Below are 22,684 nucleotides of genomic sequence, written 5' to 3'. Positions count from 1 at the left end.
CCGCGTCCCTATCCAGAAAATCCAGCAAAGCGATAAGCGGCACCTGGAGCCGTTAAAGCGCTTTCTGAAGAAGTCCGGTTACGTTGTCCAAACCGGATCGCACGCGAGCGCGTTTAGCGCGCCCCTTCGCCACATAGAGAGGCAACATCTCGCCATACAGACTGGTGCTGATCGTGCGCTGGTCGTCTTCCAGCCTATCCCGCCGTAGCCGGATACCGTAGGGTGCCAATGTCGTCTCAAGATGGTCGGCACGCGCCAATAGGTCACGGCGCGTCATCTGATAGGCATGCTCACACACCATGCGCCGGGACTGGAAACTGAATACGTTGGAAAAGTAGAGCTTGGCATCGTCTCGCGTGGGCTCGAAAAGCAAAATGTCCTTGTCCGGATAGTCGCGTGCATACTGAGCAATGCCGGACTGCATGCGGGAATAAACCATCGTTCGGAACGTCTGGGCCAGTACCGTCGGCATACCTGAGTGAGTGAGCGCCCCCGGCTTCATGGAGCCGGCACGCACCGCTGCACTGGCATCGACCGGCACCTGCGGGTTTACCGCCAGTACCAGGTCGGCCCCGTCTTCAAATGCCACCGAAGCATGCAACCCCTTACGTAGCGTACCGTCTACGTAATAACGGCCGTCGATCCCCACCGGAACGTACAGACCCGGAGACGCGGTGCTCGCCTGAACGGCCCGAGAGATCGGCACATGGTCGTAACCCGGCGCACCGAAACAGACTGCGTCGGTGCTTTCCACATCGGCGGCAACGATATACAGGCTGCGCCGCAGTTGCCGAAAATCGTTGGTGCGTCCTAGCATACTGAATGCGCGCTTTAGATAGTCGTGCAGACCTTCGTTATCGAACAGCCCCGCCGGCGCCGCTTGAGCCAGAATCGTCAATGCTTCGAGCAAGCTCTGATCGTAGGGATTGCTGACGAAACGCCCCACGGCGTTGGCTAGCAAGCCGGGCACAGCCATCATACGCCGACCGATCTCATTGAAAGCGGGGCGGTAGAAAACTTCGGGATGGAAAGGATGAACTTCAGCTTCGTTTTTGACGAAGATTCGGCATAACTGTGCCGTCGTCATCTGGTTTGCGAGATTTGCGGCAACGAACGACCCCGCGTTCACACCAACATAAACATCGAGGTCGTTAAAATCGATGCCGTCGAGCACCTCATCCAGCGCACGTAACGCGCCAATCTCGTAAATGCCCCCCAAGGGCCCGCCGCCGCCAAGGGCCAGGCCGATCCGGGGTCTTTCTTTTAGCTCTGTTTTGGTCGCCGCCATTCGTCGCTCTATTGGGTAGAGAAAGACTGGGTAGAGAAAGACTTTCCAAGTCTGCGTGCTTGCAGCCTAAAAACCATACCAACCTACCTCAGAACCATATCAACCCGCTTTAGAATAAACACCCTACTGCGTGTCGGAGATGGATCGATTCGGGCGCAGGTAGCGTCCAAAGCCCGCATTGCGTAGCGCCAGATCGACGCAGCTCTTGATGACGTGGGGCGAATCCAGTGCCAGTACATCCTCCAACAACGTGCGCGCCCAGGCTGAATCGATACTGCGGATCACCGACTTCACCTTTGGCAGACTGGCAGCGTTCATCGACAGCGCATCGTAGCCCATAGCCATGAGCAATGCCGCCCCGCCTGGGTCGCCAGCCAATTCACCGCAAATGCTTACCGACGTGCCCACCTCATGAGCATCGTCAGCGATTTTCAGCAACGCCTGCAGCACAGCCGGGTGGAACGAATGATAGAGCGACGCTACGCGCGGGTTATTGCGGTCTACGGCCAGCAGATACTGGGTTAGATCATTGGAGCCCACCGATAGGAAATCCACCCTACTCGACAGCTCCCGCACTTGGTAGACGGCGGCGGGGATCTCGATCATCACGCCCACCTTGGGCATCTGAATCTGGTAGCCCTCTTCACGGACCTCGTGATAGACCCGGTAAATAAGATGCAGCGACTCCTCCACTTCAGAGACGTTGCTGATCATCGGCAGCATGATGCGCAGGTTGTCGAGACCTTCACTGGCCTTGAGCATGGCGCGCACCTGCACCAGAAAAATCTCGGGATGGTCTAGGGTTACCCGTATACCACGCCAGCCAAGAAACGGGTTTTCTTCGCTGATGGGGAAATAGCTCAACGCCTTGTCGCCACCGATATCCAGAGTGCGCATGGTGACAGCGTTGGGCGCAAAGGCCTCAAGTTGTTCCCGGTAGTATTCCCGCTGCTCCTGTTCCGAGGGAAAGCGCTCGTTGATCATGAACGGCACTTCCGTCCGGTACAGACCGATACCTTCGGCGCCATGACTGAGGGAACGGACCACGTCGGTCATCAGTCCGGTGTTCACCAGCAATGACACCCGCTTGCCATCCGTGGTCACGCATGGCTTGTCCCGCAGCTCTTCCAGCCCACGGAACAGGGCCGCTTCCTCGTCGCAGACTTCCTGGTAGAACGAGAGCAAGTCCGCAGACGGCGAGGCATAAATCTGGCCTTCGAAACCGTCGACGATCAGATCTCGGGCATTCAGTTGATTCACCGGCATGTCGATCATGCCCATGACGGTTGGCACACCCATGGCGCGAGCCAGAATGGCCACATGGGAATTGCTTGAACCACGCACGGAAACCAGACCGACCAACTGACCGCGGGGCACCTCGCCCAACATCGCCGGAGTCAGTTCATCGCTGACCAACACGGTTTTCTCAGGATAGGCCACGGGTTGCTGGTCGCCTTCCTGCAGGTGGGCCAGCAGACGGCGCCCAAGGTCGCGAATATCCACCGCACGCTCACGCAGATAAAGGTCGCCCATCATCTCGAAATGGCGAACGTACTGCTGCACCACCTGCTTGAGCGCGCCCTGCGCCCACTGGCCATCCGCGATGCGGGTCATAACTTCGCCGGGGAGCGCGTTGTCGTCCAGCATGCGCAAGTAGACTTCGAACAGGGCCTGCTCTTCAGGACGCAACTGTGGCGCCAGACGCTCGGCCACAAGCTGGATGTCTTCCCGTACCACGCTCACCGCTTGCAGAAAGACCTCCTTTTCGGCCTCCGCGTCCTCGACGGATTTGTCCGGAACGGCGTCCAGGTCCGCTGGGGGATAGACCACGACGCCCGTGCCGATAGCCACCCCCGGTGCGCCGGCCACGCCTTTGAAGCAGATATCGTGAGCCTGCTCGCCGGTAAGCGAGAGGCCGCTGATGGCACCCGTCGCTTCACTATGGGCGATCACGCCGGCCAGCTGGGCGGAAATCGTAACCAGGAAGGCTTCCTCGCCCTCGTCGAAGCAGCGCGAACTCTCCCGTTGCTGCACCGCCAATACGCCCAGAACACGGCGATGATGAATGATGGGAACACCGAGGAAAGAACGAAAGCGTTCTTCGCCGGTTTCCGGAAAATAACGATAGCGGGGATGAGCCGTGGCGTCTTCGAGGTTGATCGGCTCTTCCCTTGAGCCGACCAAACCAATCAGGCCTTCCGAGGGCGACATGATGACCCGGCCGACTGCCTTTTTATAAAGACCCTCGGTGGCCATGAGAATATAGAGATTGGTATCCGGATCCAGCAGGTACACCGAGCATACTTCGGTATTCATGGCACGCTGGACACGGGAGACGATGATATCCAATGCTTCCTGAAGGTCCCGGGCACCATTAACTTCCTGAACAATACTTCTCAGCGTGCTCAACATAGGCTGTTAATCCATCCTGTCCGGGAACTGCGGCGATCCCTGCCACTGCTCCATGTTGTGGAACAATCTCGGCGCCAGCTCACGCAGTGCGCGTCGATACACCTCTCGCTTGAACGATACGACCTGTCCGAGCGGATACCAGTAGCTGACCCATTGCCAGCCGTCGAACTCGGGTGAATCCGTCCCGTCGACGCATACACTAGCGTCGGGGGACAAAAGCCTCAGCAGGAACCATTTCTGTTTTTGCCCGATACACACCGGATGCGAATGGTGTCGCACCATTCGACGGGGCAGACGGTACCTCAGCCAGCCTCGGGTACAGCTGATGATTTCCACATCCTGCTGTCCCAGGCCAACTTCTTCGCCCAGCTCGCGATAGAGCGCTTCCTCCGGCGACTCATCACCATTGATGCCGCCTTGAGGAAACTGCCATGCGTCCTGTCCGATTCGTCTTGCCCAGAGTACCTCACCTCGATGATTGGCCAGAATGATTCCGACGTTGGGTCTGAAACCGTCGGAGTCGATCACCGTAATATCCTGTTCAAATTTGTCAGCAGCGGAAAGCCGTTCCGGTTATACTTCGCAACCTCATTCCTATCGGAATAAAGCGCCTGACGCGGCATCCGCACTTTGCCTAAGTTGCCTTCATTCTTACAGAAAGCGTACCGCCGGGCAAACCAGACCCGCTCCCGTCAGACATGCTAGAATCCACCGCCAGAGAGCGGATGTGAAACCCGCACAATGACACTCGTTGACGCTTCCAGTAAGGACTCGCCGTGACCCTCGCCATCTTCGACCTCGACAACACCCTCATCCAAGGTGACAGCGACCACGCCTGGGGCGATTTTTTGGTGGCGGAAGGCGTTGTCGACGCTCGCGAATACGAAGAGGCAAATGATCGGTTCTACCAGGATTACCTCAACGGCGACCTCGACATTCTCCGCTACCTGGCGTTCGCCCTGGCGCCATTGGCCAAGCATGAACCGGATACGCTGTACGCGTTACGCGATCGCTTTGTGAACGAGCGTATTCGTCCGCTGATGTTGAGCAAGGCGGCTGAGCTTCTGGAAAAACACCGTCGGCAGGGTGACTATCTGTTGATCGTTACCGCGACCAACCGCTTCGTGACACAGCCTATCGCCGACCTGCTTGGGGTAGACGACCTGATCGCCACCGAGCCGGAGATGCGCGATGGACGCTACACCGGCCAGGTCGCCGGCACGCCTAGTTTCCAGGCAGGCAAAGTCACACGTTTAAAAGCGTGGCTGGAGGCACAGGGACAGTCAGCAGACAACGCCTGGTTCTACAGCGACTCCCACAACGACGTGCCGCTACTGGAACAGGTCGCACATCCGGTTGCCGTCGACCCGGATGAAAAACTTGCCGCGCTGGCCCGGGAAAGAGGCTGGCCAGTAATTTCACTAAGGGGTTGAGCGCTCATGGCAGGGAAAGCACGCGCATCGATTGTCTATGGACTGGGCATCGCCTTGTTGCTGGCCGGTTGCTCCGAGCCGCCGCCTCCGGGAGAAGCTCCCGTCGTCAGCGAAGCCGAACCCGCAACGATTCCGCCGGCATTGAAAACGGCGGTCACCGAACAGACCCAGGCTGTTTGCGAAAGCGTCAGCACCCTGCACGATAGAATCAATCAATTCCTCGATGCCCCCAGCGCCCAGACCCTAACGTCAGCGCGGGAAACCTGGCGCGGCGCTCACCAAACCTATCAGCAATTGGCCACGCTCTATCGCATTGCGGATCTATCCTTACCTCACCAGTTCAACGATCGAGACCCGGTCGACGCCCATCCGATGCTGCCCGGTTACCTGGACCAAGTGCCCCACTACCCACGCAGCGGGCTGACCTTTTCAGAAGTGCCGCTGACGCCGGACTTTCTGCGCAAGGAGCACCAGTCCACCGATTTCTTCTACCTGACACTCGGCTTTCATCCACTGGAGTCGCTGCTCTGGCCCAAGGGCCACCGCCCCATCGAAGCGACCCTCGCTAATTTCCGGACGCCGGGCGCGACACCCGAGACCGGAAAGATCAATGCCCCCGAACGACGCCAGGACTTGCTGAGATTGATCGCCACCGCACTCCAGCGGGATATCCAGCCTCTTTGCCAGCCACAGAACCAAGCCCACTTGATAGCCGGGCTCGCTCGCCTGCATCAGGCCCCGCCCAAAGCGGCCGTACGCCTGGAAAGAACCCTGGCCAATACCGTCGGTACAGCGCTGGCTGCCTGGGCAAAGAATCCCGAAGGCGAGGATCGAAACGGCATGCCAGTGGGCCATAGTCCCCAGGCGCGCACCGACTTTTCTGAATACAGCGCCGTGGTGAACGCCCTGAAAGCCACATGGATACCGATCCTGCTGGCCGAGAAGGAAGAGGCCCGTGAAAAAGCCTCGGAAGCATTGGCTACGCTGGCCACCAAACTAGACGCCATCGATCCGCAACAGAAACCCATCGACACAGCGGCGCTGGCTGAAGCCCGAGTGGCGCTAACGCAATTCAGCGAGGGCCTGACCGAACTCGCGTTCGAAGGTCAGGCAGCGCAATATTGAGGAAAAGCCAGAGGGCAGCGAATTAACCAGACGAACTTTTGCTAAGGGACACTAGAAAAATCCAGTGAGCGAGCGAACGAAGCAGCTCTTGATATAGTCAGTCTCCGGGATGCCGGGAATGACCGGGTGATCCGGCGCCTGGTGGCCCTGCTCCAGTAACTGGACGAAACGGTCGATGCGACGGCCACTGCCGCGAATAATGTCGACCAGCCGCTCGGTCGACAGATGCATGGAACAGGACGCAGACACCAATAAGCCGTCACGCTCGAGCAGCCTCAAACCCAACTGGTTCAGCCGGGCATATGCCTGCTCGCCGGCTTTCTGGTCCCGGCGCCGGGGAATCAGAGCCGGCGGGTCCAATACCACAATATCGAATTTTTCCTTTTGGTCGCACAAGTCCTTCAACGCCGCAAAGGCATCGCCTTCCAGTGTGTCGACGTTCGCCAGTCCGTTCAGCGTCGCATTGCGTTCAACCGCGTCCAGTGCCGGGCGTGAGCTGTCGAGACACGTGACCTTCGAAGCCCCGGCGGCTGCAGCCTGCACCCCCCATCCGCCGATGTAACTGAACACATCCAGCACCCGCTTGCCCGGAGCGTACGCTTGCAAGCGGCGCCGGTTCATCCGGTGGTCGTAGAACCAGCCGGTTTTCTGGCCGTCCGCCAATGGCGCCTCGAAGCGAACCCCGTTTTCCTCCACCTGCAGGACCTCGGGAATGTCACCGTGCGCGGCCGCAACATAACTATCGAGACCTTCCACCTCACGCATCTTGCCGTCGTTCTTGAAGACAATGCTGCGAGGATGCACCAGCTTTTGCACAGCACGCACCAGCGACTCTCTCAAGGTTTCCATGCCGGCGGTGGATATCTGGACGACGACCACGTCATCGAAGCGGTCGATTACCAGGCCGGAAAGACCGTCGGCGTCGCCGAACACCCAGCGGTAAAAGGGCCGATCAAATAGTCTTTCACGCAAGGCCAACGCCGATTCCAGGCGCTCCGTCAGACGCTGGGGCGTCATGCCCTGCTCTGGGTTGCGGCTGATCAGCCGACCACAAATCAGGGTATGGGGATTGATAAAGGCCGTGCCCAGCGGCTTGGCGTTGGCGGCGACCACACAGACCTGCGCCCCGGGTTCGAAGGTGTTCAGCGGCGAGCGGCGGGTATCCACCTCGTTACTGTAGATCCACAAATGGCCGGCGCGAATACGACGCTCGGCGCCTTTACGCAGGTAGAGCTGGGGAAACATAGCGATTCCAGAAAAAAGGGATATGGAGGACTGCGGGATTATACGGAGGCTGCGTCGACGAAGACAGCGCGATGGCGTGCGGGGCGGCTAACCGCTACCCCGCGTAGGTTCCTTAGCAGAAGCGATCAGTCAATGTCGGCGATGAGCTCGGCGTAGGCATCCGCTTCCATTAAACCGTCGAGCTCGCCTTCGTCCGCCAGCTTGACCCGGAACAACCAACCTTCGCCATAAGGATCGTCATTGAGCTTTTCCGGCTCTTCCTCGAGACTCTCGTTAATTTCGACCACCTCACCGGTTACCGGGCTGAAGACGTCGGACGCGGATTTGACGGATTCCGCTACGCCGGCCTCTTCACCGCCCGTGACGGTAGCGCCCACTTCCGGCAACTGGACGAATACGACGTCGCCCAACTGATCCTGGGCAAAGTCGGTAACGCCGACTGTTGCCGTGCCGTCCGCTGCAACCCGCACCCATTGGTGGGTCTCGATGTATTTGAGATCCGCGGGAACTTGACTCATGGTTTGCATTTCCTTATCGAAATTTCACGCCAGTTTAGCGCACTTGAAGGCATCCACTGAATAGCCGGGCTTAGAAAGTGTGCCCCGGCAACAACCCCAGGAACGCCAGCGCAGCGGGCAAGGTGCGCGTGAAATTCTGGAAGCGATGGTCGCCACCGGGTTGGATCCACTGCGGAGACTGCGGATAGCGCATGACAGCCTCACGGTAGTCCAGCGTTTCGTCGCCGGACTGCAGAAGAACGAGGAACTGCCTGGGTTGGGTCAACTGACCGGGATCCATGGCTTCCAGCTCGTCCATGTGCGCTTCTTCCACCTCGAAGCGCTCGCCCGTGTACAGATTCTCCTGTACGCCGATGTATGTGCGCAACAACCGATACGGGGCCACAGCGGGGTTGATCAGCACGCTGCGCAGATTGTGGCGGGCGCCGAGCACGGTGGCGTAATAGCCCCCCAGGGAGCTGCCCATCAAGGCGCACGGGCGGTCTGCCGAGGCGGCGATGTCGCGCTCGATCCGTGCGATGGCCTCGTTTGGCGAGAAGCCCACCGCCGGCGCCACCAATTCGATGGGTAGTTCGTGTGCCGCCAGCCACTCGCGTAGCTCCGTCACTTTCTGAGATTGCGGCGAGCTCTTGAAACCGTGCAGATAGATCAGACGCGGCCGACGTTGGAACGGTGTTTCAATCGCCATGCCGGTTAATAGCCCTGACTGTTCATATCGACCGTAAACGCATAATCCTCCGCCCGGCGGATATAAGAATTCAGCGTTCCATCCGCATAGAGATCAAGCCAGCGATAGCCCGGCGCCTGTTCGTCGATCGAAAATTCGGTCGACCCCGGCGCGAACTGGATACAGGTGGAAGGCGTGGCCATCAGGCGAATACCGTCACGCTCTTCGTCCCAGCTCTGGTGGATATGCCCCCACAGTAACGCCTTAACCTGAGCGTGACCTGCAATCGCAGCCATGAATACGTCGCTGTTGGTGAGTCCGATTTCAGACATCCAGCCGCAGTTCACATCGACAGGATGATGATGGAAAGCGATTAGCGTAGGGCGGTCGGGATACTGCGCCAGACACTCACGCAGGAAATCCAGCTCCGTTTCAGCCAACTCGCCATAAACCTTACCGGGCACGGCCGAGTTGAGAAAGATGAGCTGCCACCCTCCATCCAGAACACGACGCTGCTCCGCACGGGTTCCTGCGGTCACACGTTGCATGGCCTCGGTATCGTCATGATTGCCCGGAAACCAAATGACCGGACAGGCATACCGGCTCATTTTTTCCTGAAAGATGCGATAGGCGACTTCGGAACCGTCCTGGGCAATGTCGCCACTGGCTATCACCAGATCCGGCGCATGAGGTTCCTTGCTCGCCAGAGCCATGACCGCGTCAAGGCTGTCCCGGGTATTCATGCCTAACAGCTCGCCGTCGGGATCCGCCATCAGGTGCGGATCGGTCAGCTGCAGAATGCGGAGCGTCGGTGTCGACGTCCGGCTGGCATTTATTTCAGGCGAAACACGGGAAGACATGAGCGAGCCGCGACTCCAGGATGAGTGATATCCAAAAAACGGTTGAATGCGAGGAGACGCCGCACAAGCCCCGACTATCGATAGGCATCAAGGTTTGGCAGCAGACTCCTGGTGTCCCTTAACACAGGTTGAATTCTAGCGAATTGCGGGCCGATTTTCCTGGAGCACTGTCACATTCAACGACGCATCTGCCGGAAAGCGGCCAACAACTCGAGCGTGATCGCGCTATTCCGCGACCGGCCAGGCAATCCGGTCCGCCGGAACGTGACCGAAGCGCAGGCAGAAGCTCAGCCAGTCCGCCAGAAAAGCATTCACCTGGGTTTTCTCGTCCGGATGGTGCATGAACCGATTGGGGTAGTCATTGATGGCCTCGATGCGGCGATTGCGGTAGCAACTGATCACTTCGGCCAGACCGGCATCATGGTATACACGCACCGTCAGATGGGGATTGTTGAGCCAGCGTCCCGCGTTATGCACCTGCTCCAACAGCAGCGTCTCGGTAAACCGAGACTGCTGGAGCTGCTCGATACGCACCCGGCCAAAATAGGCATCGCCATCCTGCAGCTCGAACTCGGCCACATCCATGCGCCCCTCCGCCAACAGGCGCAAACGCCGAATACGGCCATAATTCGCCTCGCACAAGGCGCCGAAGCGCTGAAGGTCAGGCACGTAGGCTTTCTTTCGCAAAACAGGAACGACTTCTGACTTCTTCTGCATTAAACCCACTCTTCTCGCAGACGCGAACGCTGTATGGTCAGCCATTGTAAGGCGATGATGGCGGCGGCGTTGTTGATCCGTCCATCCGCTATCATACGCAAAGCCTCGTCGGCCGCCATTACATGCGCGCGAATATCTTCATGCTCGGCCTCTATGCCATATAGGCCGCCGGCACCTTCGGTGCTGACATGCCCACAATACAGCGACACCATTTCCGTGGTGCCGCCCGGTGAAACCAGATAACTGCAGATTTTTTCCAGTTGCCTGAACTCAAGCCCGGCCTCCTCTTCGGCCTCCCGATGCGCGACATCCTCCGGGGTTTCTCCAGGCTCGTTCATACCGGCAACCAATTCCAATAACCAAGGAGACTGATCCCGCCATAGCGCGCCGGGCCGGAACTGTTCCAGCAGGACCACTTCATCCCGCTGCGGGTCGTAGGGCAACACACAGGTTGCGTCGCCGCGGACAAAAAGCTCACGGTCAAAAACCTCGGTATAGCCACCGGCAAACCGGATGTGGCTCAGACGCAGACGATCCATCTGGAAAAAACCCTTGAACAGGGTCTCCCGATTCTCAATCCTGACGTCCTTTTCGGAAAACTGGAATGGGGCTGGCGATTTCTCAGACATGAGCCGTCCTGCGTTCATCGAGTGAAGCAGAACAATAGAAGGCGGAGGACGCCTATTTCAAGTCCCCCGCCTGACGACAGGCCAGTGCCTAATCGTTTTTACAGCTAGATTTTGTCGTAAATCCGGGCACCTGCGCGGGTAAATTCCTGCGATTTCTCCCGCATACCCTGATCCAGCGCGTCGCGGGTTTCCATGCCGTTCGCCTTGGCATATTCCCGGACTTCCTGAGTAATCTTCATGGAACAGAACTTGGGACCGCACATCGAGCAGAAATGCGCCACCTTGGCCGAGTCCTTGGGCAAGGTCTCATCGTGGTAGGCACGCGCAGTGTCCGGATCGAGCCCGATATTGAACTGATCCTCCCAGCGAAACTCGAACCGTGCCCGTGACAGGGCGTCGTCTCTGAGCTGCGCACCGGGATGCCCCTTGGCCAGATCCGCCGCGTGAGCCGCAATCTTGTACGTGATGATACCGGTCTTAACGTCATCTTTGTTAGGCAGCCCCAGATGCTCCTTGGGCGTGACATAACACAGCATGGCGCAACCATACCAGCCGATCATCGCCGCCCCGATACCCGAGGTGATGTGATCGTAACCCGGCGCAATGTCGGTCACCAACGGGCCCAGCGTGTAGAACGGGGCCTCGTCGCAGCAGTCGAGCTGCTTATCCATGTTCTCCTTGACCAGGTGCATAGGCACGTGACCGGGCCCTTCGATCATCACCTGCACGTCGTGCTTCCAAGCGATCTGGGTCAGCTCGCCCAGGGTTTCGAGTTCACCGAACTGGGCTTCGTCATTGGCATCGGCGATACATCCCGGACGCAAACCATCCCCGAGACTGAAAGACACATCGTAGGCCTTCATAATCTCGCAGATGTCTTCGAAGTGGGTGTACAGGAAGCTTTCCTCATGATGCGCCAGGCACCATTTGGCCATGATCGACCCCCCGCGGGACACGATGCCGGTCACCCGCCTCGCCGTCAGCGGTACGTGATGCAACCGCACGCCAGCGTGGATCGTGAAGTAGTCCACGCCCTGTTCCGCCTGCTCGATTAGCGTATCGCGGAAGATTTCCCAGGTCAGATCTTCGGCGACACCATTGACCTTTTCCAGTGCCTGGTAGATCGGCACGGTACCGATGGGTACCGGCGAGTTGCGGATGATCCATTCGCGGGTTTCATGGATATTCTTGCCGGTGGACAAGTCCATGACGGTGTCCGAACCCCAGCGGATGCCCCAGGTCAGCTTTTCCACTTCTTCTTCAATCGACGAGCTCACCGCCGAGTTACCGATGTTGCCGTTGATTTTTACCAGGAAGTTGCGGCCAATGATCATCGGCTCGACTTCCGGATGATTGATATTGGCGGGAATGATGGCCCGTCCACGGGCGACTTCTTCACGCACGAATTCAGGGGTAATCTCCCGGGGAATTGCAGCCCCATGGGACTGCCCCGGATGCTGCGCGTCCACCCAGCCTTTGTCCCGCGCTTCTTGCAACTTCAGGTTTTCCCGGATGGCCACGTACTCCATTTCCGGCGTGATGATGCCTTGCCGGGCATAGTGCATCTGACTCACGTTACGGTCACCCCGGGCGCGCAATGGCTTACGGCGGTCGTCGAATCGGAGCGTGTCCAGACCGGGATCCCGCATGCGCCGGCGGGTGAATTCAGAGGTGTAGTCCGCCAGCGTCTCGGTATCCTCGCGCTCGGCGATCCACTGATGGCGCACCGGCTTCAGGCCCTGGCGCAAATCGATCTGCGCCTGCGGGTCCGTGTACGGACCGGACGTATCGTAGACCACCAGGGGCTCGTTAGGCTGCGGCCCCTGCTCGGTATTACTGTCACTGAGACTGATCTCGCGCATGGGCACCCGCAAATCCGGGCGACTGCCACTGACGTAGATCTTGCGGGAACGGGGTAAGGGCTGAACCGCGGCCTGATCGACCTTGGCAGCGTCCTTGAGAAAAGAAATGGTTTCGGTCGTCATCAAAGCGTCCCTCTTTTATGAATCGATTCCTTGGGATCAGCCATGGATTCGGCTAACACCAGGGTATCGACGAATACTGAGTCCATAACGGACGGGGGCGCGTTTGACGAGGCTTCAGCAGAGTGCTGAAGGGCGGGTGGGAACACCACCACAACCGGTCAGAAAGGTCAGTCTCAAATCCCTACGCCGGTACTAACCGGATCAGGTTCGCGGGTTTTGCCTTTGGGCAATCTCAGCCAGCTAACGCCAGCACCCCGTCAAGACGCGTCATACGTCGTCACCTGCAAGGTCTGGGGCCGCGAACAATAGGCGGCGTTCCACGCTTGATATAGGTGACTTTCGCAAGTGTAGAGATCAAATGGATTATTGTCCATAATGTCCACCGCTCCCAAGTGCCTCGGGATGAGGCTATATCTATGCGCAGGCAGGAGAATCCATGAAAAGAACGGTGCTTTCCGGTCTGATCGGCTTACTGGTTGCCCAGCCGACTTTGGCCATCGACCTGATCGGGGCCTATGAAAAAGCGCTGGCCTACGACTCCGGCATTGCCGCAGCCCGAGCTTCCTACGAAGCCCAGCAGGCCAATATCAACGTGGTACGTAGCCAGCTTCTGCCCCAACTCAGCGCCTTCGGCGATGCGCGCCACACGGATGCCGATGGCCCTCGCCGGGAAGATTCTTACAAAACGTACAGCTATGGACTGGAACTGGCCCAACCGCTGTTCCGTCCCGAAGCCTGGTTCAATTTCGACGCCAGCCAGTTCCGGAGCGATAGCTCCCGTGCGGAATACAGCCTGGCCCAGCAACAGCTGATCCTCGACATTGCCACAGCCTACTTCAACGTTCTGCGCGCCGAGGATAGCCTCACCACCGTCCGCGCTGCCGAGGCAGCCTTCGAGCGCCAATACGACCAGGCGCAGGAGCGCTTCGAGGTCGGTCTGATCGCGATTACCGAAGTCTACGAAGCGCGCGCCAGTTACGATGCCACCAAGAGCGAGCGCATCTCCGCGGAGAGCGATCTGGACATCGCCCGTGAACAACTGAGCCGCTTGATCGGCGAGAACGCGGACGACCTGCAGAACCTGGAGCAGGACTTTCCGCTTTCCCGCCCCCAGCCGATGGATCCCACCGCCTGGGAAAACATCGCCTTGGAGCAAAACTGGCGTATCCAGTCAGCCGCCTATCAGTTGGACGCAAACCGCTCTTTGCTCGACGCGGCCAAGTCCGGCCACCTACCCACCCTGGACCTGAGCGCAAGCTACGGCAACACGCGACTGAACGGCGTTGGCCAGACCTCCGCGCTGCAGACCAACCAGAACGGAACGACCACAGAGGGCGTGATAGCGCTGACCTTGAACGTGCCGCTATACGAGGGCCACGGTACCCAGGCGGCGATTCGCCAACAGCGGGCACAGGTGGAAGTGGCCGATCAGAATCTGAACACGGTCCGGCGCGACGTCAGCGTCAACGCGCGTAGTTTCTATCGTACGGTCAACACCAACATCGAGACCGTCACCGCCCAGAGGCAGACGATCGTTTCCCGTCGTAGCGCCCTGGACGCAACCCGCGCGGGCTACGACGTGGGCACCCGGAACATCGTGGAAGTGCTCGATGCCCAGCGCAACTACTACATTGCCCTGCGCGACTATGCCAACGCCCGCTACGACTATGTCGTCAACACGCTGAACCTGAAACTGGTTGCCGGTACACTGAGCCCGCAGGACCTGGTGGATCTCAACCGCTGGTTAAGCGCCGCAGCGCCCGGCATCGAAGCGATCGCCAACGAAGACACGACCGAAAACCCGCTACAGCAGAATCCGTAGCTGAAAGAAAAAGCGGCATCTTGCCAAAGCCGGGTCAAACCAGCTTCTGCAGGATGCCGCCGACCACCTTGTCCAGAGCGCCCCGGTTAGCCTCTACCACCGCCAAGGCGTTTTGCCCCAAAGTCCTCGCCCGCGCCGGATCGTCGAAATAATGGCTGACGGCATCTGCCAGACTTTCCGCGTTACTGGCACTGACAAGCGCGTGCCCCTGTGCCAACCGCTGATAAATATCGGCAAAGTTAAACACATGGGGACCGCTCACGACGGGCAAGCCCCATGCCGCGGGCTCCAGCGGATTATGGCCACCGCGTTCGATCAACGACCCACCGATAAACGCCACGTCCCCAACCCCGTAAAGCATCATCAACTCCCCCATGGTATCGCCGAGGTATACCTGAGTTTTGCTGCTGGCGCTGTCTCGAGAATCCATTGAACGTCTTGCCATGCCAAGACCCTGGCTTTGCACGAGTGCGGCCACATCGTTGAAACGCTCTGGATGGCGGGGCACCAGGATAAGTAGCGCATCGGGATGCTTGCTGAGTACTTCGCCATGGGCCTCGAGAATCTGGCGGTCCTCGCCCTCATGGGTGCTGGCCGCAATCCACACGGGCCGTTCTCGGCCAAGCTGCTCGCGCAGATGGCCGGCATCGGCGCGTAACGACTCGGTCACTTCCACATCGAACTTGATGCTACCGGTCACGGTTACCGAGTCCGCTGGGGCTCCGATGGTCACAAAACGACGTGCATCGTTGCCATTTTGGGCGGCGATCCAGTCCAGCTTCTGCAACAGCGAACGAACGAAACGGCTCACTCGCTGATAACCCCGCGCCGACCGGGCAGAAAGCCGGGCATTGATGAGAAAAATCGGTGTGCCGGCGGCGGCGGTCCGATCGATCATGTTTGGCCAAAGCTCCGTTTCCATGATCACCAGCGCTTTGGGCCGCGCCCGCTTGAGAAAGCGCGCGACCGACCCCGGCGTGTCGTAGGGCGAATATGCATAGGTGACCGCATCGCCAAACAAGGCTTGCGCACGGGCCCGACCCGTTGCAGTCATGGCCGTGATCAGTACTTTTAGATCCGGGCGCCGTTCGATAAGCGCCTTGACCAAAGGCGCGGCCGCAATCGTTTCGCCCACCGACACGGCATGCACCCAAATCACGGGTTCGTCGGCCTCGGGAATCAGCCCCAGTCTTTCTTTCCAATGCTCCAGCACGTCCGGCGAATGGCGGCCATTCCACCACAGGCGCAGCAAAACGAACGGCAGAATGAGTCGAAAAATAAAGGAATACAGGTAATGAAGCATCAGCACTCCGGCCCGGGATGAAAGACTGCAGGCATTCTAGCGCATCGCGCCAGGACTTACGTGCGACGGCCTCAAGGCTTGCAGAATCGCCAATAGATTTAATCAGAGGTTCCTTAGGTTTGCGCAGGCGCCCTTATCAAATAAACATTTGCTGATAGACTTGTGCAAAATCATCACCATGAGCGCGCCGTGAGTCAGTCGAAAAAACGCAAACGCGTACGCGATACCCAGCTTTCCCACTACCTGCATCCCCGCTGGTGGCCCACCTGGCTGGTTATTGGTTTTATCTGGTTGCTCGCCAAGCTGCCCATGCGCGTGCAGTGGTCGACCGGCGTGTTCCTGGGAGAACTGGCCTACCGTACCCTGAACCGGCGCAAGCATATCACCCGGGTGAACATCGGCCTGTGCTTTCCCGAACTGAACGACGAAGAACGCGAAGCGCGGGTGCGCAAATCCTTTCACTCCAACGGAATCGGCATTATGGAAATCGGTTTGGCCTGGTTTCGTGACCCCGAATCCCTACGCAAGCTTACCCGGGTGCATGGACTCGAATACGTCGATGCAGGCCTGGCCAACGGCAAGGGCATTCTCCTGCTGGGCGGACATTACAGCACCCTCGATCTCGGAGGCAGCCTGGTGACCATGTTCATCGAAGCCGATGTTATGCAGCGCGACCATAACAACGGGCTGATGAATGCCATCATGACCCGGGCCCGTGAGAAGCGTTATGGCGTGGCACTCAACAGCAAGGATTTGCGCGGCCTGTTTCGGCGACTCAAAGACAATCGCATTGTTTGGTACGCCACCGATCAGGACTATGGCCGCAAGGGCATCGTCTTCGCCCCCTTCTTCAGTGTGCCCGCCGCCAGTATCACCGCGACGGCGCGCATCGCCGAACGTAGCGGCTGTACTGTCGTGCCCTTCAGCCATTTCCGCCGTGAGGGCGAGATCGGCTACGACATCTACTTCCACCCGCCACTGAACAACTTCCCGTCGGGCGATGACGTGGCCGATGCCACGCGGGTCAACCTCACCATTGAGAATGAAATTCGCCGCTACCCCGATCAGTATCTATGGATGCACCGGCGCTTCAAGACCCGCCCGTCGTCGAATGAACCTGGGTTCTATGGAAAAAAGCGGGCATGAACGCCCCTGCCAGCCCCGTGGTATGGTTACTCCACGACGACCGACGAGGCCATCAGGTGCAACTCAAAGGTTTGGGTAACCGGCTGATCGCACTGGCCAGCGCAAAGCTCCACTGGATCGACTGCACCGCCATCAAGGTTCCGCTATGGCGTGTAGGGCTGGGTTTATCACCGAGCCTGGCGATTCCCGAACCCTATACGCGCCCCGACATCATTGTCGGCGCCGGCGCGCGGACACACCGTTTGCTAGCTACTCAACGCCGTAAAAGAGGCGTTCATACAGTTGTCCTCATGCGCCCCGCCTTTCCCAAGCATTGGATCGACAGCCGTATTATCCCGGCCCACGATCATGTTGCAGAAACGCCGGATACCCTGATCACCTGCGGTGCGCTCAACACGCTAACGCCGATAGCGCGTCTGACTACGAAGCAAAATGCCCTGATTCTGGTTGGCGGCCCGTCAAAGCATTTTCAGTGGGACAGCGCATCCGTTCTCCGGCAAATCGACCAGCTACGCCAGAACTACCCCCGGTGGCATTGGACGGTGTCATCGAGCCGGCGAACTCCCGAGGATGTGATTGAGGCGCTGAATCAGCGCTCGGGCGTGAATTTCACGGTTCACGATCATCGACAGACCCACGCCCATTGGCTGGCACACATGTTCGCCAACAGCCGCGCGGCATGGATCACCCCCGATAGCGTGTCGATGGTCTACGAGTCGCTAACCGCCGGGGTGCCCACCGGACTACTGACGCTTCCTGCGCGTTCGAACAGCCGTGTGGCGAATGGTGTCGAAGCCCTGCTGCACAGTGGGCGGACTGGCTCGCTGGCGGATGCCGAGCAAATCATGTCCCGTCAGGTCACCCCACCCGAACCGCTATGGGAGGCAGACCGTGCCGCCAGATGGCTGTTAGGGCGCTGCCGGGAGAGCCGCCAGTGAAGGTCCTTCAAGTTCTGCCCGCGCTATACAGCGGCGGCGTCGAGCGCGGTACCGTGGAATTTGCCGCCGAGCTGGTCAAGCGGGGTCACGATGCCTACGTGCTTTCATCCGGCGGCCCGATGGTCGACCAGCTACGGGCGCAAGGCGCCCACCATGTGGCTCTGCCCATTCATCGCAAGTCTCTCGCAACGTTAGGCCAGATACGTCCGGTTCGCCGCCTGCTTGAGGAGCTGCGTCCGGATGTGATTCACCTGCGTTCGCGTATGCCGGCCTGGGTCACCTACCTGGCGTGGAAAAAACTGCCCGCTGACCGCAGGCCGGGATTAATCAGCACCTTTCATGGGATGTACTCGGTCAATCGCTACAGTGCAATCATGAGCAAGGCGGAGCATCTGATCGCCGTATCGGACTGCGTGCGCAATTATATCCTCGACGCTTACCGGGTCGATCCCGAACGCATATCGGTTATCCAGCGTGGCGTGGATACCCGCACGTTCCGGGAAATGCCGCTGGACCCGGCCTGGCGCCGCCAGATGCTCGAGAGCCATCCGCAACTGCGTGACCGGAAAATCCTGCTCATGCCGGGGCGTCTGTCACGCTGGAAAGGCCAGTTGTCCTTTCTCGACGTTATGGCACGACTCGTGCGCGACAACGACCAGTTACATGGCCTGATCGTGGGCGGTCTGGAAGGCGGCAAGCAGCATTTCATGCGGGAGCTGGAAACCCGGCGGCAAGCGCTTAAACTGGATAGACATGTTACTTTCCTGGGCCAGCGCGACGACATGCACGAGCTTTACCTGTTTGCAGACGTGGTGTGCCATATGTCCACCAAGCCCGAGCCCTTTGGCCGCACCCTGACCGAAGCCTTGTCGTCGGGCACGCCGGTCGTCGCTTTCGAGCGCGGCGGCGCGGCCGAATCCCTTAACGCCTGTTTCCCCGAGGGGCTGGTGCCGCCGGACGACATCGACGCTTTCGTGGAGAAAGCGCGCGCCGTGCTATCGATGCGCGAGCCAAGCATCCAGATTCCCGAACGCTTCAGGCTCGAGGCACAAACCGAGGCCACGCTGTCCGTCTACCGTCAGGTACTTGCCCGTCACGGGAAAGCGGACGTATGAGCCAGCCCCTCCGTATCGCCCTGATTTTGGGCACGCCAGGCACAACCTGGGGCGGCATGGAGAGACACACACTGGAGCTGGCCCAGGGGTTAATAGAGACCGGGTATGAAGTGCACGTGCTTGCCGATGCCGAGTATCGCGGGCGCTTTGCAACCGTCGCTCACTTCCATCCGATTCCGGTCCAGTACAGCCGCCGCCACCCCTGGCTGGGCCTTCGCCTACGGCGTTTATTGCGGCGCATTCAGCCGGACATTTGCCACGCCCAGGGCAACAAGGCTGCTCAGCTACTGAGTAACATAAAACGGCGCGGAGGCGCCAAGCGCTCGCTCTACATAGGCACGCTGCACGGCACAAAATCGTCGCACAACGCCTTTACCCGGCTGGATGGCGTCATCGCCGTCAGCGACGAGATCTATGCGTCGCTGGCGCACCCGGAAAAAACCGTCATCTTTAACGGCATGGCCTCGCCACCGAACAACACCCCAACGTCTTTCGCGTTACCTGCAGAGCGTCCTTTGGTCGTCGCCGCCGGCCGCCTGGAACCCGTCAAGGGCTTCGACCGATTATTGGACGCGTGGGCCAGAGCCAACATTAAGGCATCGCTGGCGATCCTCGGAGAAGGCAGCGCGAGACCACAGCTTGAAAAGCAGATAAAGACGCTCGGTTTGGGCGAACAGGTCACACTGCCGGGTTACGAAGCCAACGTTGCCGGCTGGCTCGAGAAGGCCGATCTTTGCGTAATCAGTTCCGAGCGCGAGGGGTTTCCCTATATTCTCGTCGAGGCCTTGCTCAGCCGTTGCCCTGTCGTTTCAACACCCGTCAGCGGCGTAGGCGCCCTGTTACCGGAAACCTGTATCGCCCGCTCAAGTGAAGTGGACGACCTCGCCGAGTGCCTGGCTTCAGCACTCGGCGATCTGGTGTCGCTACGGGAAAAACAGGAACCTGCATTTGCTCAGGCGGCCAGAACCCTCACACGTGACGCCATGGTCAAGCAAACGCGGCAGTTTTATGAGGCGCTCGATGCATTAAGGCCAGGCTCGGACGCAGCACGCTGATGACCTTCTCCGCCAAGAGCGCGTGGCCATCGTCGGTGAGATGCGTGCCGTCCGCCATCAGCGTGTAGCCTCGCTGATCCCAAAGCGCATCGTAGGCATCGACATAAAGCGTATTGTCGCTTTGACCGGCGAGCGCCATCAGGGCGGCGTTGTAACGCAGAATACGGGGATTGCGCGACTCGTCCTTGTTCGGCGCAGTTCCCACCAGTACGAACAAGGTCGTCGGCGCGGACGAGACTACAGTTCTGATGTGGGCCAGGTATTCGTCGAGGGGAACCTGTTCCACGGCCCCTAGCCGCGCCTGGAGGTGAAAGCTGCGAGCCCATTTCTTGAGTTTCTTGACCAGCTTGCGGGCCAGCTTCCGTTTCAGCGAGTCCGGATAATAGAGGACATAGGGCGCGCCACGAAAGGTCAGCCAGGAGTCCACCAGCCCGTACTGAATCATCGCCACGCGGTACGTGGCGGGTGGGTAGTCCTGTGCGTAGCGGCGTAGCTCCCGCGTGGTGCTCATGGTGTGACCGCAATTGGTCAGCGGCATATCCAGAGCCTGCGCAACGCGCTCTGCCCAAAGCTGGCCCGTAAACTGCCGAATCCCTTCGGTGTTGCAATCGCCATAGGCGATACACTTATTCATCGTCATCCTTAACGCTCCTAACCGATACGTGTGCCATGATCGACCTGACTCGCCAGGAACCCTTCGCCGCAGGTTACAACCGAACCTGCTATATCCACCCGGACGATCCGTCGCGCTGCCTTAAAGTGCTCCGGCCGGAAAACATCGAGCGGCGCTTCGCCCGCCAGCCGTGGTACAAGAAGCTCCTTGGCAAAACGCGCATCAACGACAATCTGCAGGAACAGGCCGCCCATAGCCAGCCGGCTGTGGCCAACGGTACCCCGCTGGTCTGGGCGCACCTCCCCCGCTTCTACGGTAGCGAGCCTACCACCTTAGGGCCGGCCAACGTCAGTGAACTGATCACCAATCCCGATAGGACACCGTGTATCACGCTGGAAGCCTACCTTCATCAACACGGTTTGGATAAAACGATCCACGGGGCTATCGATCGTTTCTGCCGGTGGCTCAGGGAAACGAAAATTCTGACCCGCAATCTCCTACCCCACAACTTGGTCGTTGCTACCCGGCAACATCAGCTTGAGCTCTACCTGGTGGATGGCCTTGGCGCGCCCACCGTGCCCACAGCCTTGTCGCACAGTGCCGCCTACCGCGACCGCTATATCGATCGTAAAATCCAGCGCTTTGGGATCCGCATCGACTGGGAAACCGGCGGGCGCCAGGGTCCTTGGGCATCGGCGGAGAAGCTCTAAGGCGCCGCTGAACCATGCCTCAATAAGCACACGCAAGAAAGGCTGGCGAGCCTCCAAACCATCGCTCGCAAAAGTTGTCTATAATGGCCACCAACTACAGCCAGGGCAGGCTTTATCACGGCATCTTCAACCTTGCCGGCCGCGAGCGATGGTGATAGCTTGCCGCCCTGTTCAATACCCGGAATTTGGGGATTATGGCCCTGTCACGAATTTCTATTTTAACCTGGATACTCAAGTGCGCCGGTAAATTACCGCTGAGCGTCGCGCAAGCCGTGGGAAGCTTTATCGGCCTGCTGGGCTGGTGGTGCCGCAGCGAGTCCCGGCGGGTGACGGAAATCAACCTGGGTATCGCTTTCCCCAGCCTTCCCGCCGAAGAGCGCCAGCGCCTGGCACGCGCGAGCATGAAGCAGACCGGCCGCACCATTATGGAAATTCCGCTGATGTGGGAATGGCCGGTGGAGCGCTGCCTGGGCCTGATCCGTGACATTGAAGGCGAAGAGCTACTGACACGCTGCCGTGACGACGGCAAGGGCCTTATTTTGCTGGCACCTCACCTAGGCAACTGGGAGCTGGCGGGGCTGTATTTTTCCTCGCGTTACAAGATGGCCGCACTCTACAGCCCACCCCACTATCCCGAATTCGAGGATTACATGATCCAGGTGCGCGGTCGGCTCGGCTCTGAGCTGGTGCGCGGTGACCGAAGGGGGCTGGCGCGGCTCATTGCTCTACTACGCGAAGGCGGCGTCGCGGGCATTCTGCCCGACCAAAGCCCGCGGGGTAAAACCAATGCCTATGCGCCTTTCTTTGGCATGGAAGTGCGCACCATGACGCTGGTGGCTAAGTTACTGCAGAAATCCGGGGCTTCCGTACTGGTGACTTACGCCGAGCGCCTACCCGATGCCCGAGGCTTCAAAATCGTGATACGCGAGTGTGAACCGGACATGGCCGACACCGATCCGGTAACGGCCACCACCGCTCTCAACGCCTCGGTCGAGCACTGCGTGCGCGAAATCCCGGAACAATACCAATGGGAATACAAGCGCATGCGCCATCGCCCACCGGGCGAGATGAATCCTTACAAACCTGGGCGCATCTGTTAGAGA

At 59.3% G+C, this 22,684-nt stretch carries 21 protein-coding genes and 1 riboswitch; of the genes, 9 read left to right on the top strand and 12 right to left on the bottom strand.

Annotated features, from left to right (window positions below; translation table 11 throughout):
- Positions 1-52 precede the first annotated feature (52 nt).
- From FXO11_RS04075 to FXO11_RS04065, 3 genes are all read right to left on the bottom strand, one after another.
- Positions 53-1,288 (bottom strand): patatin-like phospholipase family protein, encoded by a 1,236-nt coding sequence (locus FXO11_RS04075; RefSeq protein ID WP_148861693.1) that lies wholly within the window; start codon positions 1,286-1,288, stop codon positions 53-55.
- Positions 1,289-1,411: 123 nt separating this feature from the next.
- Positions 1,412-3,700, bottom strand: coding sequence for a phosphoenolpyruvate--protein phosphotransferase (gene ptsP / locus FXO11_RS04070; RefSeq protein WP_148861692.1), 2,289 nt, complete (start codon positions 3,698-3,700; stop codon positions 1,412-1,414).
- Between the two features lie 6 nt (positions 3,701-3,706).
- Positions 3,707-4,228 (bottom strand): RNA pyrophosphohydrolase, encoded by a 522-nt coding sequence (locus tag FXO11_RS04065; RefSeq protein WP_148861691.1) that lies wholly within the window; start codon positions 4,226-4,228, stop codon positions 3,707-3,709.
- 248 nt (positions 4,229-4,476) lie between these two features.
- Between FXO11_RS04065 and FXO11_RS04060 the strand changes: the two genes are divergently transcribed.
- Positions 4,477-5,133 (top strand): histidinol-phosphatase, encoded by a 657-nt coding sequence (locus FXO11_RS04060; protein ID WP_148861690.1) that lies wholly within the window; start codon positions 4,477-4,479, stop codon positions 5,131-5,133.
- 6 nt (positions 5,134-5,139) lie between these two features.
- A complete protein-coding gene (locus FXO11_RS04055; RefSeq protein ID WP_148861689.1) occupies positions 5,140-6,258 on the top strand; it encodes an imelysin family protein in 1,119 nt (372 codons plus the stop codon).
- Positions 6,259-6,309: 51 nt separating this feature from the next.
- Here FXO11_RS04055 and FXO11_RS04050 read toward each other — a convergent pair whose 3' ends face one another.
- The 7 genes from FXO11_RS04050 to thiC all read right to left on the bottom strand — a co-directional run bounded on the left by FXO11_RS04050 (position 6,310) and on the right by thiC (position 12,879).
- Positions 6,310-7,503, bottom strand: a complete 1,194-nt coding sequence (locus FXO11_RS04050; RefSeq protein ID WP_148861688.1) for a class I SAM-dependent rRNA methyltransferase — start codon at positions 7,501-7,503, stop codon at positions 6,310-6,312.
- A gap of 125 nt (positions 7,504-7,628) precedes the next feature.
- Positions 7,629-8,021: a glycine cleavage system protein GcvH gene (gene gcvH / locus FXO11_RS04045; protein ID WP_148861687.1), complete on the bottom strand. Its 393-nt coding sequence runs from the start codon at positions 8,019-8,021 to the stop codon at positions 7,629-7,631.
- A 70-nt stretch (positions 8,022-8,091) separates the two neighbouring features.
- Positions 8,092-8,709 carry a YqiA/YcfP family alpha/beta fold hydrolase gene (locus tag FXO11_RS04040; protein ID WP_148861686.1) on the bottom strand — a complete coding sequence of 206 codons (618 nt, stop codon included), beginning with the start codon at positions 8,707-8,709 and terminating at the stop codon, positions 8,092-8,094.
- Between the two features lie 5 nt (positions 8,710-8,714).
- On the bottom strand, positions 8,715-9,548 hold the full coding sequence (cpdA, locus tag FXO11_RS04035; protein WP_148861685.1) for a 3',5'-cyclic-AMP phosphodiesterase: 834 nt from the start codon (positions 9,546-9,548) through the stop codon (positions 8,715-8,717).
- A 225-nt stretch (positions 9,549-9,773) separates the two neighbouring features.
- Positions 9,774-10,265, bottom strand: coding sequence for a DUF1249 domain-containing protein (locus FXO11_RS04030; RefSeq protein WP_148861684.1), 492 nt, complete (start codon positions 10,263-10,265; stop codon positions 9,774-9,776).
- Positions 10,265-10,894, bottom strand: coding sequence for an NUDIX domain-containing protein (locus FXO11_RS04025; RefSeq protein WP_148861683.1), 630 nt, complete (start codon positions 10,892-10,894; stop codon positions 10,265-10,267). Before FXO11_RS04025 ends, FXO11_RS04030 begins: the two co-directional genes overlap by 1 nt.
- Before the next feature lie 104 nt (positions 10,895-10,998).
- A complete protein-coding gene (thiC, locus tag FXO11_RS04020) occupies positions 10,999-12,879 on the bottom strand; it encodes a phosphomethylpyrimidine synthase ThiC (RefSeq protein WP_148861682.1) in 1,881 nt (626 codons plus the stop codon).
- Between the two features lie 160 nt (positions 12,880-13,039).
- A riboswitch (TPP riboswitch) is annotated at positions 13,040-13,146 on the bottom strand.
- 169 nt (positions 13,147-13,315) lie between these two features.
- Here thiC and FXO11_RS04015 point away from each other — a divergent pair.
- A complete protein-coding gene (locus tag FXO11_RS04015; RefSeq protein WP_148861681.1) occupies positions 13,316-14,701 on the top strand; it encodes a TolC family outer membrane protein in 1,386 nt (461 codons plus the stop codon).
- A gap of 34 nt (positions 14,702-14,735) precedes the next feature.
- Here the strand turns inward: FXO11_RS04015 and waaA are convergent, their stop codons facing one another.
- Complete coding sequence (gene waaA, locus FXO11_RS04010) at positions 14,736-16,004, bottom strand: lipid IV(A) 3-deoxy-D-manno-octulosonic acid transferase (protein WP_148861680.1); 1,269 nt, start codon at positions 16,002-16,004, stop codon at positions 14,736-14,738.
- Between the two features lie 189 nt (positions 16,005-16,193).
- On the opposite strand from waaA, the gene lpxL reads away from it, so the two are divergent.
- The 4 genes from lpxL to FXO11_RS03990 are packed head-to-tail and all read left to right on the top strand — an operon-like array spanning position 16,194 to position 20,258.
- On the top strand, positions 16,194-17,150 hold the full coding sequence (lpxL, locus tag FXO11_RS04005; protein WP_202980283.1) for an LpxL/LpxP family Kdo(2)-lipid IV(A) lauroyl/palmitoleoyl acyltransferase: 957 nt from the start codon (positions 16,194-16,196) through the stop codon (positions 17,148-17,150).
- Complete coding sequence (locus FXO11_RS04000; RefSeq protein WP_148861679.1) at positions 17,147-18,088, top strand: mitochondrial fission ELM1 family protein; 942 nt, start codon at positions 17,147-17,149, stop codon at positions 18,086-18,088. Before lpxL ends, FXO11_RS04000 begins: the two co-directional genes overlap by 4 nt.
- On the top strand, positions 18,085-19,203 hold the full coding sequence (locus tag FXO11_RS03995; protein ID WP_148861678.1) for a glycosyltransferase family 4 protein: 1,119 nt from the start codon (positions 18,085-18,087) through the stop codon (positions 19,201-19,203). Before FXO11_RS04000 ends, FXO11_RS03995 begins: the two co-directional genes overlap by 4 nt.
- Positions 19,200-20,258, top strand: a complete 1,059-nt coding sequence (locus FXO11_RS03990; RefSeq protein WP_148861677.1) for a glycosyltransferase — start codon at positions 19,200-19,202, stop codon at positions 20,256-20,258. The genes FXO11_RS03995 and FXO11_RS03990 overlap by 4 nt, the downstream gene beginning before the upstream one ends.
- On the opposite strand, the gene FXO11_RS03985 is transcribed toward FXO11_RS03990, so the two are convergent.
- Positions 20,191-20,898, bottom strand: a complete 708-nt coding sequence (locus tag FXO11_RS03985) for an SGNH/GDSL hydrolase family protein (protein ID WP_227546034.1) — start codon at positions 20,896-20,898, stop codon at positions 20,191-20,193. The genes FXO11_RS03990 and FXO11_RS03985 overlap by 68 nt on opposite strands.
- Before the next feature lie 29 nt (positions 20,899-20,927).
- Here FXO11_RS03985 and FXO11_RS03980 point away from each other — a divergent pair, with 29 nt between their 5' ends.
- Both FXO11_RS03980 and FXO11_RS03975 read left to right on the top strand, forming a co-directional pair.
- Entirely contained in the window at positions 20,928-21,581 is a 654-nt protein-coding gene (locus FXO11_RS03980; protein WP_148861676.1) for a YrbL family protein, read from the top strand.
- Positions 21,582-21,775: 194 nt separating this feature from the next.
- A complete protein-coding gene (locus FXO11_RS03975) occupies positions 21,776-22,681 on the top strand; it encodes a lysophospholipid acyltransferase family protein (protein WP_148861675.1) in 906 nt (301 codons plus the stop codon).
- Positions 22,682-22,684 lie beyond the last annotated feature (3 nt).

It is taken from the genome of Marinobacter fonticola (assembly GCF_008122265.1).
Taxonomy (GTDB): domain Bacteria; phylum Pseudomonadota; class Gammaproteobacteria; order Pseudomonadales; family Oleiphilaceae; genus Marinobacter_A; species Marinobacter_A fonticola.
The sequence above is the reverse complement of the archived record's forward strand: the minus strand, read 5'-3'. Positions and strand labels throughout refer to the sequence as shown.